The 14,429-nt window shown below is 47.5% G+C and carries 9 protein-coding genes, 2 tRNA genes and 1 pseudogene; 6 read left to right on the plus strand and 6 right to left on the minus strand.

What is annotated here, in order from left to right; genetic code table 11:
* The first annotated feature begins 134 nt into the window (after nucleotides 1-134).
* A complete protein-coding gene (locus C234_RS0109835) occupies nucleotides 135-1,751 on the plus strand; it encodes an ABC-F family ATP-binding cassette domain-containing protein (protein ID WP_027325620.1) in 1,617 nt (538 codons plus the stop codon).
* A gap of 281 nt (nucleotides 1,752-2,032) precedes the next feature.
* On the opposite strand, the gene C234_RS0109845 is transcribed toward C234_RS0109835, so the two are convergent.
* Nucleotides 2,033-3,082: a leucine-rich repeat protein gene (locus C234_RS0109845; RefSeq protein ID WP_021644696.1), complete on the minus strand. Its 1,050-nt coding sequence runs from the start codon at nucleotides 3,080-3,082 to the stop codon at nucleotides 2,033-2,035.
* A gap of 104 nt (nucleotides 3,083-3,186) precedes the next feature.
* On the opposite strand from C234_RS0109845, the gene C234_RS0109850 reads away from it, so the two are divergent.
* Nucleotides 3,187-4,071 carry a CPBP family intramembrane glutamic endopeptidase gene (locus tag C234_RS0109850; RefSeq protein WP_021644697.1) on the plus strand — a complete coding sequence of 295 codons (885 nt, stop codon included), beginning with the start codon at nucleotides 3,187-3,189 and terminating at the stop codon, nucleotides 4,069-4,071.
* On the opposite strand, the gene C234_RS0109855 is transcribed toward C234_RS0109850, so the two are convergent.
* Nucleotides 4,042-6,174: a Tex family protein gene (locus tag C234_RS0109855; protein ID WP_027325622.1), complete on the minus strand. Its 2,133-nt coding sequence runs from the start codon at nucleotides 6,172-6,174 to the stop codon at nucleotides 4,042-4,044. The genes C234_RS0109850 and C234_RS0109855 overlap by 30 nt on opposite strands.
* A gap of 123 nt (nucleotides 6,175-6,297) precedes the next feature.
* Between C234_RS0109855 and C234_RS0109860 the strand changes: the two genes are divergently transcribed.
* Both C234_RS0109860 and C234_RS0109865 read left to right on the plus strand, forming a co-directional pair.
* Nucleotides 6,298-8,043 (plus strand): bifunctional metallophosphatase/5'-nucleotidase, encoded by a 1,746-nt coding sequence (locus tag C234_RS0109860; protein WP_027325623.1) that lies wholly within the window; start codon nucleotides 6,298-6,300, stop codon nucleotides 8,041-8,043.
* A gap of 93 nt (nucleotides 8,044-8,136) precedes the next feature.
* On the plus strand, nucleotides 8,137-9,039 hold the full coding sequence (locus C234_RS0109865) for a helix-turn-helix domain-containing protein (RefSeq protein WP_027325624.1): 903 nt from the start codon (nucleotides 8,137-8,139) through the stop codon (nucleotides 9,037-9,039).
* Between the two features lie 32 nt (nucleotides 9,040-9,071).
* On the opposite strand, the gene C234_RS0109870 is transcribed toward C234_RS0109865, so the two are convergent.
* From C234_RS0109870 to C234_RS0109885, 4 genes are all read right to left on the minus strand, one after another.
* On the minus strand, nucleotides 9,072-9,656 hold the full coding sequence (locus tag C234_RS0109870) for a Crp/Fnr family transcriptional regulator (protein WP_027325625.1): 585 nt from the start codon (nucleotides 9,654-9,656) through the stop codon (nucleotides 9,072-9,074).
* A 247-nt stretch (nucleotides 9,657-9,903) separates the two neighbouring features.
* Nucleotides 9,904-11,214, minus strand: a complete 1,311-nt coding sequence (locus C234_RS0109875; RefSeq protein ID WP_027325626.1) for an NCS2 family permease — start codon at nucleotides 11,212-11,214, stop codon at nucleotides 9,904-9,906.
* 68 nt (nucleotides 11,215-11,282) lie between these two features.
* Nucleotides 11,283-11,354, minus strand: a tRNA-Glu gene (locus C234_RS0109880).
* 430 nt (nucleotides 11,355-11,784) lie between these two features.
* Nucleotides 11,785-11,871 (minus strand) — tRNA-Ser (locus C234_RS0109885).
* Between the two features lie 263 nt (nucleotides 11,872-12,134).
* Between C234_RS0109885 and C234_RS0109890 the strand changes: the two genes are divergently transcribed.
* Nucleotides 12,135-12,578 carry a hypothetical protein gene (locus C234_RS0109890; protein WP_027325627.1) on the plus strand — a complete coding sequence of 148 codons (444 nt, stop codon included), beginning with the start codon at nucleotides 12,135-12,137 and terminating at the stop codon, nucleotides 12,576-12,578.
* A gap of 125 nt (nucleotides 12,579-12,703) precedes the next feature.
* Nucleotides 12,704-14,369, plus strand: a pseudogene (locus C234_RS16310) (putative transporter).
* Nucleotides 14,370-14,429: the final 60 nt, after the last annotated feature.

The following is a 14,429-nucleotide window of genomic DNA, read 5'->3' on the forward strand; positions in this document are numbered from 1 at the left end:
GCTCGTAAAACGCCGCAAAGGTAATACTTTTATGTCAGATTGGCACATACCTTATGGCTCATTATTCATTTTAAATGACTACCTTTGCCGGCTCAAACAGAAAACAGTCAATAGTAAAATAGTAAATAGATAAGATGATTACAGTTTCAAACGTTTCGGTGCAGTTTGGTAAAAGAGTATTGTTCAATGATGTAAACCTGAAGTTTACCGCCGGTAATTGTTATGGCATCATCGGTGCCAACGGAGCAGGGAAATCAACCTTCCTCCGTACTATATACGGTGATTTGGATCCCACCACCGGAACAATTACGCAAGGACCGGGCGAACGTCTGTCCGTACTGAGCCAGGACCACTTCAAGTGGGATGCTTACACGGTGATGGACACTGTAATGATGGGCCATACCGTGTTGTGGGACATCATGAAGCAGCGCGAAGTTTTGTATGCCAAGGAGGATTTTACGGACGAAGACGGCCTGAAAGTTTCCGAGTTGGAAGAGAAATTCGCCGAGTTGGACGGATGGAATGCCGAGAGCGACGCGGCGATGCTGCTGAGCGGGCTGGGAGTGAAGGAAGACAAGCACTATACGCTGATGGGCGAGCTTAGCGGAAAAGAGAAGGTGCGTGTGATGCTGGCGCAGGCTTTGTACGGCAATCCGGACAATCTGTTGCTCGACGAGCCGACGAACGACCTGGATATGGAGACGGTGGCTTGGCTCGAAGAGTATCTTTCGAATTTCGAACACACCGTATTGGTGGTGAGTCACGACCGCCACTTCCTCGATTCCGTGTGTACGCATACCGTGGATATCGACTACGGAAAGATTAATATGTTTGCCGGCAACTATAGTTTCTGGTACGAATCGAGCCAGTTGGCCCTCCGCCAGCAGCAGAACCAGAAGGCGAAAGCTGAGGAGAAAAGAAAGGAGTTGGAAGAGTTTATCCGCCGTTTCAGCGCCAATGTTTCGAAGAGCAAGCAGACTACAAGCCGCAAGAAGATGCTCGAGAAGCTGAATGTGGAAGAAATCAAGCCTTCTTCGAGAAAGTATCCGGGAATTATTTTCACCCCCGAACGCGAACCGGGGAATCAGATACTGGAAGTGTCGGGACTAAGCAAAACGACGGAAGAGGGGGTTGTTCTTTTCAACGATGTTAATTTCAATGTGGAAAAGGGAGACAAGATTGTTTTCCTTTCGCGCAACCCTCGTGCCATGACGGCATTTTTCGAAATCATCAACGGCAATTTGAAGCCTGACGCGGGACACTTCAATTGGGGGGTGACTATCACCACGGCTTACCTGCCGCTCGACAATACGGATTTCTTCAATACCGACTTGAATCTGGTCGACTGGCTGAGCCAGTACGGCGAGGGCAACGAGGTATATATGAAAGGATTCTTGGGGCGTATGTTGTTTTCGGGAGAGGAAGTGCTGAAGAAAGTAAGCGTGCTTTCGGGAGGAGAAAAGATGCGCTGCATGATAGCCCGGATGCAATTGCGGAATGCCAACTGTCTGATTCTGGATACTCCGACCAACCATCTGGACTTGGAATCGATTCAGGCGTTCAACAATAACCTGAAGACTTATAAGGGAAACATCCTTTTCTCGTCTCACGACCATGAGTTTATCCAGACCGTGGCAAACCGTATCATCGAGCTGACGCCCAACGGAATCATCGACAAGATGATGGAATATGACGAGTACATCGCTTCCGATCACATCAAGGAGTTGAGGGCACGTATGTACGGCGAATAACGATGTCGGTGGAACGGAGCCTTTGTTTGGAGCGAACAGAGGCTCTGTTTGATTGAAAAGGAGCTTTTGTTTGGAATAAACAGAAGCTCTGTTTGATTGAAGCTAAACGTTTGCCGAAATATTCTGAAAATTTTCATTGAACCGAAAACGGATTATACGGAGCTTTACGGTAATCTTGCTGAAAACAACCGGAAATTCCGTTTAACCGAAAAGGGTTCCTTTGTTCCGGCTGAACAAAGGAACCCTTTTTATTGCTCTGCTGCATCGGACGCGTGCGTATGCTATTTCTTGTAAATCAACTTGCTGCCCGTTTCGCTTCCGAACAAGTTGTCGCCCAGCGTGGTAATCTGCTTTCCCGTCACCAATACATGGCGCAGGTTGTCGCATCCGATAAAAGCGCCGTATTCGATGGCCGTCACTTCGGGCGGGAGCGTCAATGTTCCGCAAAGCCGCCCGCAATTGCTGAATACGCGCTGACCGATGGATTTGAGGTGTTTCGGAAGTTTCACCCTCAACAGATACTTTTTCTGCGCGAACGTGAAGTCGGGGATAGCCGTCGCATTTGTACGTTCCATGTCGATGGCAACCAGATTGGGCATATAGTCGCGAATCAGTTTGAAGTCGGCATTGTCGAGCTTGCCTTCCACCGTCAGGAAATTAATAGCTTTCGGCTGCAACCCTGCTTTTAAGATCGATTCTTCCAGCGTTCCCATCATTCCCACCCGCAATGTTGCCTCTACAGGTTCTCCTTCGATGAAGGCGAAAGATTCCCACCGGTTCTTGTTGCGATACGCGTCGCTACTGCCGAGCGGTACGAAGATGGCCGTCACACTGTCTGCCAATGCCTCAGGAAGCAGGTTGGGAGGTGTCTTTTTACGTATCTGGCAGATCTTCAGGCGGGTGCATCCTTTGAAAGCGGCGTCTTCGATGTTCCGGATTTTCTCCGACAGTATCACCTTTTCCAGCGTCTCCTTTCCTTTGGTTGCCCCGTCTTTCACGTCCGAGAAAGCGTAGGCGGGTATGAAGTTGGGCATGTAGATGTAGAACTTGCCGTCGGGGTAAGTACCCGATTTGCCGGCGTACATTTTGATTTCGGCATTGGAAATGTCGAGAACTTTCAGTTGCGCGAACTCATCGCGCAGATGCCTGAAGTCTTCGGCATTCAGTTTGCCGGTGAGCGTCAGATGCGTGATGCTGTTGGCTTCCGCCTCCGTCATCATCGAAATCAAAGTTCCGGGTTTGCTCACATAAAAGGTCTTGCTCGTTTGAGCGGAGATGCCTATCGCACCGGTTGCCAGTAGCAGGCTCGTCAATAATTGCTTAATAGTCATGATAATAAGATTCTTTTACACGCAAATATAAGAAAAATAGGGAAGAAGTAGCGGTTTTTTGCGTTTTATATCTATTTTTGCGATTTAATAAACTTAACTCTGATATGGAAGAGACCGAAAGAAAGAAACTCGTATCCGGAAGCTTTGCCGTATGTATTTATTTGGCGGCTTTTATGGTGTTGCTATTCGTCTGCTCTTTGTTTTACGGCGGTATAGCCGGCGGAATCCTGCTTCTGCTGAAGGAAAACCCGGAGAATAGCGACAGCCTTTGGGTATTGTTCGTAATGGAAATAGCCCTGCTGCTGGCGGTGCTTACTTCGGTTGCCGTATTGCTTAGGATGGAGCAACGGGGATTTTCCGAACTCGGACTTTCGGTCAAAGGACGCGCCGCCGACATCGGATACGGCATGCTGATGGCTTTGTCGATATACGCCATAGGCTTCGGTCTCTGCCTCGTTACCGGTGAAGTCGAAGTGGCAGGGGTGCATTTCTCCCTCTTGTCCCTGATCGCTTCGTGGGGTTTCTATCTGTTGGTGGCGCTGGCGGAGGAGATCATGGCGCGCGGCTATCTGCTGGGGATGATGCTGAGGCACAACGTAAACAGGTTTCTTGCCCTCTTTATCTCCTCGCTGTTATTCAGCCTGTTGCATATGTTCAATCCTAACTTTGGCCTGCTGCCGATGATCAACCTCGTGCTTGCGGGTTCCCTGCTCGGAGCTTCTTTTCTTTACACCCGCAACCTCTGGTTTCCCATTTCTCTGCATCTTTTCTGGAATTGGCTGCAAGGTCCTGTGCTCGGTTATCAGGTGAGCGGCAATGAGAGGGAGGGTATACTTGACCTGCATCTGCCTCAAGAAACGGTGTGGAACGGCGGATCCTTCGGTTTCGAAGGATCGCTTATTTGCACCGTGCTCATGATTCTGGGCACGGCCGTCATCGTTCTTTGGGGAGAAAAGCGGCTACTCCTGCGGCACACCCGCCATGCTTAGCCGGATACGCTTACGTTCGGCATCGATGCCTATCACTTTCACCATCACGTGCTGATGGATGGATACCACTTCAGTGGGGTCGGAAACGAAACGCTCCGCCATTTCAGACAAGTGTACCAGCCCGTTTTCTTTGATTCCTATATCCACGAAAGCGCCGAAGTTCGTAATGTTGCCTACGATGCCCGGAAGAATCATTCCTTCGCGAAGGTCGTTCAACGTGCGGACATTCTTATCGAATTCGAACACTTTGATAGCCTTGCGCGGGTCGCGTCCCGGCTTGTCGAGCTCCTGCATAATGTCTTGCAAGGTAGGCAGCCCGACCGCAGGAGTGATGTAATCGGATATGTTTATCTTCCGGCGAAGCTCTTTATCTGCGATCAACTCGGCGACCGTACATTTCAGGTCGGCCGCCATCTGCTCCACGATGCAATAGCTCTCGGGATGCACGGCGGTGTTGTCCAGCGGATTCTTCGCCCCCGGAATGCGAAGGAAGCCTGCGCATTGTTCGAAACTCTTGGCTCCCATACGCGGCACTTTCATCAATGCCTTGCGCGAATCGAACGCTCCGTTTTCGGTGCGGTAGTCGACAATGTTCTGCGCCAGTTGCGGCCCTAATCCCGAAATGTACGTCAGCAAATGGCTGCTTGCCGTATTCAGGTTTACTCCTACCAAGTTCACACAGCTTTCTACCGTTTGGTCGAGCGCCTTTTTCAATTTATTTTGGTCTACGTCGTGCTGGTATTGTCCCACACCGATAGACTTCGGATCGATCTTCACCAGTTCCGCAAGCGGATCCATCAGGCGGCGTCCGATAGAAACCGCGCCGCGCACCGTGACATCGTAGTCGGGAAATTCGTCGCGCGCCGTTTTCGATGCCGAATAAACGGAGGCTCCCTGTTCGCTCACTGCGAATACCGGAATCTGGCGGTCGAATGTCTGCCGGCGTATAAAGTCTTCGGTTTCGCGTCCGGCTGTTCTGTTGCCTATGGCTATAGCCTCTATGCGGTAAGCCTCCACCATCTTGCGGAGCCTCGACGCCGCTTCCCCTGTTTTGCCTACGGGAGGGTGGGGGTAGATGTTTTCGTTATGCAGAAGATTGCCTTGCTCATCCAGGCAAACCGCCTTGCAGCCGGTGCGGAAACCGGGGTCGATGGCTAACACGCGCTTCTGTCCCAACGGAGACGCCAGAAGAAGCTGCCGCAAGTTCTCCGCGAATACGCGGATGGCTTCATCGTCGGCTTTCTCTTTCGACTGTCCGGCAAATTCCGTTTCGATGGAAGGCTTGAGCAATCGTTTGTAAGCATCGGCAACCGCCTCGCTCACCTGGCGGCTGCATTCGTTGTCGCCACGAACGAACTGCCGCTCCAGACGCTCGGTGCAGGCATCGTCATCAGGATTTATGGAGACTCTGAGCAGACCTTCCGATTCCGCCCGGCGAACGGCCAGCAAGCGGTGCGAAGAACAACGTTTCAAGGGTTCGGAGAAGTCGAAGTAATCCCGGTATTTGACTGCTTCTTCCTCTTTTCCCTTCACCACCTTGGCGGTAATCGCGGCTTGCCTGCCGAATTGATGACGTACGGCGTTGCGCGCCCGTTCGTCTTCGTTCACCCGTTCGGCGATGATATCGCGCGCGCCTTTCAACGCGTCTTCGGCATCTTTCACCTCTCCTTTCACGAAAGCCGATATTTTTGCCGAGAGATTGCCCTCTCTTTGCAGCATCAATAGGGTAGCGAGCGGTTCCAAACCCTTCTGCCGGGCAATCTCCGCACGGGTTTTCCGCTTCGGCTTGAAAGGCAGATAAATGTCTTCCAACTCCGTCGGGCTCCATGTGTCGCGGATTCGTTTCTCGAGTTCCGCAGTCAGTTTGCCTTGTTGGTCGATGGTGCTCAACACGGTTTCTTTACGTTTGGCTATTTCGCATAGCTTATCGTATTGTTCTTTGATGTGCTCTATCTGCACTTCGTCCAGACCGCCCGTCGCTTCTTTCCGGTAACGGCTGATGAAAGGAACGGTAGCGCCTTCTTCCAGCAGGCGAAGGGTGTTTCCGACCTGCTTCTCCGCTATGTTCAATGCTTCGGATATCTTTTGATGAAATAATTCCATAACGCTTTTTCTATGTAAATGAATCACAAAAGTACGCATAAATCTTTTACGAACGGTAAGTTTGGTTATATTTGCGTTAGGTTTTTAATATTGATGAATCTCTGAATTGAAATTGATGATACGATGAATCGAATAGCGTTTGTTTATCTCTGGCTGCTTTCTCTTGTGTTTACGGCGGCGGCGCAAGAAAAGACCGTGAATCTGAAAATAGTGCAGACGAGTGATGTCCACGGCAATTATTATCCTTATGATTTTATCACCCGCACGGGGTGGGAGGGCAGCCTTGCCCGCGTGCATTCTTTCGTGAAGCAGGAGCGGGAGTGCTATAAAGACAATTTGTTGCTGTTCGACAACGGAGATATTCTGCAGGGGCAGCCTACGGCATACTACTATAATTTCATCGATACGGTTTCGCCGCATCTCTGTGCCGAAATAATGAACTATATGGGGTATGACGCCGGCAATATGGGAAACCATGATGTGGAAACCGGGCATGCCGTGTTCGACCGTTGGGTGGAGAGCTGTCGGTTCCCCATATTGGGAGCCAACATAGTCGATTTGTCTACCGACGAACCGTATCTTCCTCCGTATAAAGTTTTCGAACGCGAAGGAGTGAAAGTCGCTCTTCTGGGCATGATTACTCCCGCCGTGCCGGTGTGGCTCCCCGAAAACTTATGGAAAGGACTGCGCTTTGACGATATGGAAGAAACCGCGCGCCGCCGGATGAACGTAATCCGGGAGAAGGAAAAACCGGATGTGGTGATCGGCCTGTTTCATGCGGGACAGCGGGAAGAACCTCCGATGCCGGGAGAATGCAATGAGAACGCTTCGTTGCAAGTGGCGAGGAACGTGCCCGGATTCGATGTTGTGCTGATGGGGCACGACCACATGCGGGAGTGCAGAAAGGTTGTAAATGTGGACGGCGATTCGGTGTTGGTGATGAATCCTGCCAACAATGCTCTGGTTGTGTCTGCCGTAAGCATCGCTTTGACGTTGGAAAACGGCAAAGTGAAGACCAAGAAAATAGAGGGAAGCCTTGCGGATATGAGGAACTACGAGGCGGACGAGGATTTTATGCGGTATTTCGACGGGCAATACCAAGCCGTCGGCAAGTTCGTTTCGAAGAAAATAGGAAAAGCCGAGAGAACGATATCCGCGCGTTCTGCCTTTTTCGGTCCTTCGAGCTTTGTAGACTTTATCCATTCCTTGCAGCTTGCCATCAGCGGAGCGGATATTTCGTTCGCGGCTCCGCTCTCGCCGAACGCCGAAATAAAAAAGGGAGATTTATACGTCAGCGACATGTTCAACTTGTATAAGTACGAGAATCTGCTTTACGTGATGCGACTGTCGGGGCAGGAAATCAAGGATTATCTGGAGGAGTCGTACTACTTGTGGACCAACCGGATGAACTCGCCCGACGACCATCTGTTGTGGTTTAAAGAGCCGCGTGGCAACGACTCTGCAAAGCGGTCGGCATTGCAGAACTACAGTTATAACTTCGATTCGGCGGCGGGTATCATTTATACGGTCGACGTCAGACAGCCTAAAGGAAAGAAAATACATATTGTCGGTATGGCGGACGGAACCCCGTTTTCTTTCACCAAACATTATAAAGTGGCATTAAACTCGTATCGGGGAAACGGCGGAGGCGAATTATTGACCAAAGGAGCGGGCATACCGAAGGAAAAACTTGACGAACGCAGGCTCTTTTCTACCGACAAAGACTTGAGGTTTTACCTGATGAAATACATCGAGAAAGCAGGAATCGTTGATCCGAAGCCTTTGAATCATTGGACGTTTATTCCCGAAGAGTGGACACTTCCTGCCGCTAACCGCGATCGGGAATATTTGTACGATGATGGTCGATAAGTAGGTATAATTGTTCTTTCTAACTGATAATCTCTTGTATGGGTAGGCGAATGATTTTATTATTGGTATCTTTGACCTAAAAAATAAGAGTTTATGAATGTTCAAAGTGTTCCGAAGATAGGGATTTCTTCTGTTTTTCATTCCAAGCGTGTAGACCCGGCGAATATTGAGTTTGTGGACAACGATATGGCTCTATTCGATACGGAGAGTATACTTTCTTTATTCGACGGACCGAGTAAATTGGAGGTTCTGAGTATCGGACTTTGCCTGGAAGGACGTACTATACTTAATCTTAATCTTCGCGAGTATGAATTGGTTCCGGGACGTATGGTGGTGATTTTACCGAATCAGATAATGGAATATCGGAGAGAGAGCGATGGATTTCGAGGTATCTTCCTTGCTGTTTCAATGAATATGCTGGAGTTGTTGCCGCAAATCAGGAATATGCTGTCGCTTTTTCTGTATCTGAAAGATTATCCGTGTCTTGATCTTACTATCGAAGAACAAATGCTTGTGAAAGAATATTACGCTTTCATCAGAAAACGTTTGAAAGACAAGCAGAATGCTTATCGGAGGGATTTGGCATTCGGATTGATGCAAAGTTTCTTCTTTGAGCTGTACAGTATTTTTCACGATCATACTCCGGTTGTTTCTCGTTCGCCTAAAAACAAAAGCCGTAAAGAATATATATTCGAGCGGTTTTATGAGTCGCTGGTTCATTTCTATCAATCGGAGCGCAGTGTGAAGTTTTATGCCGATCAGTTGTGTCTGACTCCGAAACACTTATCGGGCGTAGTAAAGAGTGTGAGCGGGAAAACGGTGGGAGAGTGGATCGATGAATTTGTCATCCTCGAAGCGAAAGCGCTTCTGAACTCTTCTAACTTGAACATTCAGGAAATTGCCGATCAGCTTAATTTTGCCAATCAATCTTTCTTTGGAAAATATTTTAAGCATTACACCGGCATGTCTCCGAAAGAATACCGTAAAAGCAGATAGCGGAAATGAATTCCGCTCATGCTGCGATGTGTTTATAAAACACCCGAACGTACCCGGCTCAGTGTTTCGGGTGTCATCAATAAGTACGAAGCGATGTTTGCCAACGGCGCGCGTTTGATAATCTCCGGATGTCTTTCGAATAAAAGATGGTATCGCTCGCGCGCGGATTCGAATCGCCATGAATCGGCTTTGATTTGCGAGGTGATTAACGAGTGCTCCAGTATTTTACGGTAGAACATGTCTACTTCCGGATTCTCTTTTGTCAGCTTCTGAAGCGTCGCGTAAGGGAACTGATAAATTACGGCCGCCTCCAAAGTCTCTACCATAAGGCGGGTGGGTTCTTGTTTCAAGAAACTTTCAATGCACATCAATATGCACCCTTCGTACGAGAAATGTTCGGTGACGTCTTTCCCGTTTTTATAATAATATTGTCGGAGCATGCCTTTGCCCACGAAGATAATTTCACGGGCTATTTCCCCTTCGTTGAGGGCGATTATACCTTTAGGGAGGTCTTTGCGTATCAGGATGCTTTCTATCAACCGCCGCCCTTCCGCGCTCATTTCCGGAAACCGGGAGTTTACAACGGCGTTTACCGTATCTCTTAATAATGTATCCATTTGATTATTCAGTCATATTGTGCGCAAAATTACTAAAACGATTGACATAAATCAAGCCGGTTTTGAAAAGAAGAGAGAAAAGGAAAGCTTAGAGTGTAGATAAGCATATTTTAAAAACGCGTATCCATTCAGATTCACGTAAAGAATAAAGCTCCGTTACATGTTTCTGGATGAATGCGCGTTTAATAATGTGAGCGTCCGATTGTTTTGTCGGACTTTTTTTATTCCGTTATATTCGGCGGTTGCCTTAGAGGATGTTCATTCCTTCTAAAGTAAGTTTGACTATAAAGAGGGTGAAAATAACCCACATCGTGAGTGATATTTGTCTCACTCTGCTGCTCAAAGCTTTGAGGATGACGAATGACAGCATTCCGAAAACGATTCCGTTGGCGATGCTGAACGAAAAAGGCATCATGACGATGGTGAGGAAAGCGGGGAATGATTCCGACAAATCGTTGAAGTTAATTTTCAAAACAGAGCTTATCATGAACAGTCCGACAATAATCAGTGCCGGAGCGGTGGCTGCTGCCGGAACCATCAGAAACAGCGGGGCAAGCAGCAGCGACAAGGCGAACATCATGGCGGTAGACAGCGAAGTGAGTCCGGTACGTCCGCCCGAAGCGACTCCCGAAGTGCTTTCCACAAACGAAGTAACCGTACTTGTACCGAGAATGGCGCCTACGGTAGTTCCCAAAGCATCGGCAAACAAGGCTTTTTTAATCTGAGGGAAATTGCCTTCTTCATCCAATAAGTTGGCTTTCGACGCAACTCCCAGCAAGGTTCCGATGGTGTCGAACAGATTCACAAAGAGGAATGTGAACACCACAATCAGCATGTCGAGTGAGAAAAGGTGTTTCCATTCAAAACTCATGAACACCGGAGATATGTCGGGGGGCAACGAAAAAATCCCCTCTTCGGGCAACTTCACAAGGCCGAGGAATACGGCGAATATGGTCGATGCGATGATGCCGATGAGGAAAGAACCGTGCACATTCTTAATGAAAAGCACGGCAGTGACCGCCAGCCCCAATAGAGCCACCCAAATGTGCGGATCGGACATGCTACCCATAGAAACCATCGTGTTGGGATTCTTCACAATCAGCCCGGCGTTTTGCATACCGATCAGCGCGATGAAAAGTCCGATTCCAACGGGAATGGCATCCTTTATCGACTTGGGAATGGTGTTGACAATCATTTCCCGGATGTTGCAGGCGGTCAGGACGAGAAAGATGATACCCTCGATGAACACCGCCGTTAAAGCCATCTGCCAAGAATATCCCAACCCGAGGACAACCGAAAAAGCGAAAAAACTGTTTAAACCCATTCCCGGTGCCTGCGCGATGGGAAGATTGGGAATCAGCGCCATGAACAAAGTTCCTGCCACGCTGGCGATAGCTGTTGCGGTGAACAGCGCTGCGCGGTCCATACCTGCCTGACTCAAGATGTTTGGGTTTACTACCAGAATGTACGACATTGTCAGAAACGTAATAATGCCTGCGACAATTTCCGTGCGTACGTTCGTTTTGTGTTCTTTTAGCTTAAAAAGTTTTTGTAACATGGGTTTATAGTATTATGGAATAAAAAAAAGCTATTTACGAAAAAGGTAAATAGCTATTTAAAAGATTGTAGTGGGTACGGGAATCGAACCCGTATTGCATGCGTGAGAGGCATGTGTCCTAACCGTTAGACGAACCCACCGGATAAACCGTATTGTATCATTTCTGTAAGCTTTGTTGCCTTTTAGGAAACGTGACAATCGCTTTTTTCGATAACGGATGCAAATGTAGACCATACTTTTGATATATGCAAGTCTTCAGACCTGTTTTTTTACCACACGAATGTTGTTTTTTCTACTTCAGCAAATCGGATTCTCATTTTTCTTATGTACCGCCAGGCTATGAAAAGCGGGATATATGATTAAAAGAAAACCAAACGCGATTCTTGCTTTTTAAAAGCCCGCCGCCTTTTTAAAAAAGCCCGCCGTGTTTGATTTCAAAGCCCGCCGCCTTTTTTTCAAAGCCCGCCGTGTTTTTTTCAATCCTCGCACAGCTTGTTCGGTTCATAAATAAAAAAACCGCCAAGTAATTATACCGGCGGGATTTTCTTTGTTTGTTTTCTTTATGTTTTGCGGAAGCTGGGGGATTCGAACCCCCGGTACGGTTACCCGTACGTCAGTTTAGCAAACTGGTGGTTTCAGCCACTCACCCAAACTTCCTTTGAACTTGCATTTTCTCTCAAATGCGGTGCAAATATAGAAGTATCTTTTGGACTACGCAAATCTTTTAGCATGATTTTTTATCTTATTTCGTCAATAACAAGATAAACGGCTAAGTCTCAAATGTTAAAAACAGGTATTTATTATTTAGGCAAATTCCTCCCGTCCGATAGGGATTTTCAGTTTCAAGGGGAAAATTCATCTTTTACCTTTGTCGTATCCAAAAAAGAATAATGACATAACAACCATAAAAATAAAGGAGTATGAGAACGAAGAATTTTAAATACTGGGGAATAGCCTTAATGGCTATGTTGGTGATAGGGCTGACATCCTGCGATGTCGAAGTCGCCACTTTTTACGATGACGATAATATAGGTGGAGGTTATTACAATCGTTCTTCCGAATTGTGCAGCCGGACGTGGGTGAGTTTTTATATCGATGCTGAAGGGAATCACTGCCGGCAAGAGTTGGATTTTTATATGAACCGCACAGGAGTCGACTTTATTCGTGTGGAATATCCCGATGGATATGTGAAAGTATTGGAGAATCATTTCCGTTGGAATTGGGATAACTATGCGCAGACCTCCCTTCGAATGGTTTACGGTCCGAAAGATGTTTCTTTCCTTGATGGCGTTTACATCGGTGGCAACCGATTGACCGGATATTTGGACGGGCGGGATAATTATGTAGAGTATAGAGGAAAATGATAACATTCGTTGTTTCAAGAAGATAACCTGAGACCTTAGGCGGAGGGTGCAAAATGGAAACGAAAAGCTTTGAACGCGGCTAAATAGTTTCTATCTTTGCACTCTACATTTATTACAAATTGTACATGGAATGGTTATATAGCTTATTTATCGAACATTCTGCTTTACAGGCTGTTGTAGTTATCTCATTAATATCAGCCATTGGGTTGGGCTTGGGGAAAGTGCATTTCTGGGGGATTTCCCTGGGAGTCACTTTTGTTTTTTTTTGCAGGAATTCTGGCAGGCCATTTCGGACTTTCCGTCGATCCGCAGATGTTGAATTATGCGGAAAGCTTCGGGTTGGTTATTTTTGTTTATTCCCTTGGTTTGCAAGTCGGTCCCGGTTTCTTCAGCTCTTTCAGGAAAGGCGGAATGACATTGAATATGCTTGCTCTGGGGGTTGTTCTTTTGGGTACTTTAATGACGGTTATAGCCGCTTATACTACGGGAGTTTCTCTGCCCGACATGGTGGGGATACTCTGCGGAGCGACGACTAACACGCCTGCTTTGGGAGCTGCTCAACAAACATTGGTACAAATGGGAATGCCGAGCAATTCGCCTGCTTTAGGATGTGCGGTGGCATATCCGATGGGTGTGGTAGGCGTAATTTTAGCCATTCTTTTTCTCCGTAAATTACTCACGCGTCCCGAAGACTTGGAAATAAGGGAAAAAGATGATACGAATAAAGTATATGTTGCCGCTTTCCAAATTCATAACCCTGCCGTTTTTAATAAAAGTATTAAAGATATTGCAAGCATGAGCTATCCTAAGTTCGTGATTTCCCGTTTGTGGAGAGACGGACATGTGAGTATCCCTACATCGGAAAAAATATTGAAAGAAGGAGACCGCTTGCTCGTCATTACATCAGAGAGAGACGTGATGGCGTTGACCGTGCTTTTCGGTGAACAGGAAAGCACCGATTGGAATAAAGAAGATATCGACTGGAATGCCATTGACAGTGAATTGATTTCCGAACGTATTTTGGTGACTCGCACCGAACTTAACGGGAAAAAACTGGGTTCGCTTCGCCTGAGAAACCATTACGGCATTAATATCAGCCGGGTGTATCGTTCGGGCGTACAATTGTTGGCTACACCGGAATTGCGGCTCCAACTCGGCGACCGGCTGACCGTAGTGGGGGAGGCGGCAGCTATACGAAATGTGGAAAAAGTGTTGGGGAATGCCGTCAAAAGTTTAAAGGAACCCAATCTTGTAGTGGTATTTATCGGTATTGTCTTGGGGTTGGCTTTGGGGGCTATCCCGTTTTCTATTCCGGGCATCAGCACGCCTGTAAAATTGGGGCTGGCAGGCGGTCCGATAATTGTAGGTATCTTGTTGGGAACTTTCGGTCCTCGCTTGCACATGATTACGTATACTACCCGAAGTGCCAATTTAATGCTTCGCGCATTGGGACTTTCGATGTATTTGGCTTGCCTCGGTTTGGATTCCGGCGCCCATTTTTTTGAAACGGTAATCCGTCCTGAAGGTCTCTTGTGGATTGGATTAGGCGCCGGGTTGACTATTATTCCGGTTTTATTGGTAGGTTTTGTCGCTTTCAAATTCATGAAAATCGATTTCGGCAGCGTATCCGGGATGCTGTGTGGCAGTATGGCCAATCCGATGGCGTTGAATTATGCCAATGATACCATCCCGGGCGATAATCCTTCTGTAGCTTATGCTACTGTATATCCATTGTGTATGTTCTTGCGGGTAATTATTGCGCAAGTCTTGTTGATGTTTCTATTGGGTTGACCTCTATGATGTGTTAATAAAGCGTAATAAACGACCAAATCCTGAACATCTTTTTACGCC

Source organism: Bacteroides pyogenes DSM 20611 = JCM 6294, from assembly GCF_000428105.1.
GTDB classification, from domain to species: Bacteria; Bacteroidota; Bacteroidia; order Bacteroidales; family Bacteroidaceae; genus Bacteroides; species Bacteroides pyogenes.

Coding starts and splice junctions, on each gene's coding strand:
- C234_RS0109835 (WP_027325620.1), top strand. CDS start 135: ATGATTACAGTTTCAAACGTTTCGGTGCAGTTTGGTAAAAGAGTATTG.
- C234_RS0109845 (WP_021644696.1), bottom strand. CDS start 3,082: ATGACTATTAAGCAATTATTGACGAGCCTGCTACTGGCAACCGGTGCG.
- C234_RS0109850 (WP_021644697.1), top strand. CDS start 3,187: ATGGAAGAGACCGAAAGAAAGAAACTCGTATCCGGAAGCTTTGCCGTA.
- C234_RS0109855 (WP_027325622.1), bottom strand. CDS start 6,174: ATGGAATTATTTCATCAAAAGATATCCGAAGCATTGAACATAGCGGAG.
- C234_RS0109860 (WP_027325623.1), top strand. CDS start 6,298: ATGAATCGAATAGCGTTTGTTTATCTCTGGCTGCTTTCTCTTGTGTTT.
- C234_RS0109865 (WP_027325624.1), top strand. CDS start 8,137: ATGAATGTTCAAAGTGTTCCGAAGATAGGGATTTCTTCTGTTTTTCAT.
- C234_RS0109870 (WP_027325625.1), bottom strand. CDS start 9,656: ATGGATACATTATTAAGAGATACGGTAAACGCCGTTGTAAACTCCCGG.
- C234_RS0109875 (WP_027325626.1), bottom strand. CDS start 11,214: ATGTTACAAAAACTTTTTAAGCTAAAAGAACACAAAACGAACGTACGC.
- C234_RS0109890 (WP_027325627.1), top strand. CDS start 12,135: ATGAGAACGAAGAATTTTAAATACTGGGGAATAGCCTTAATGGCTATG.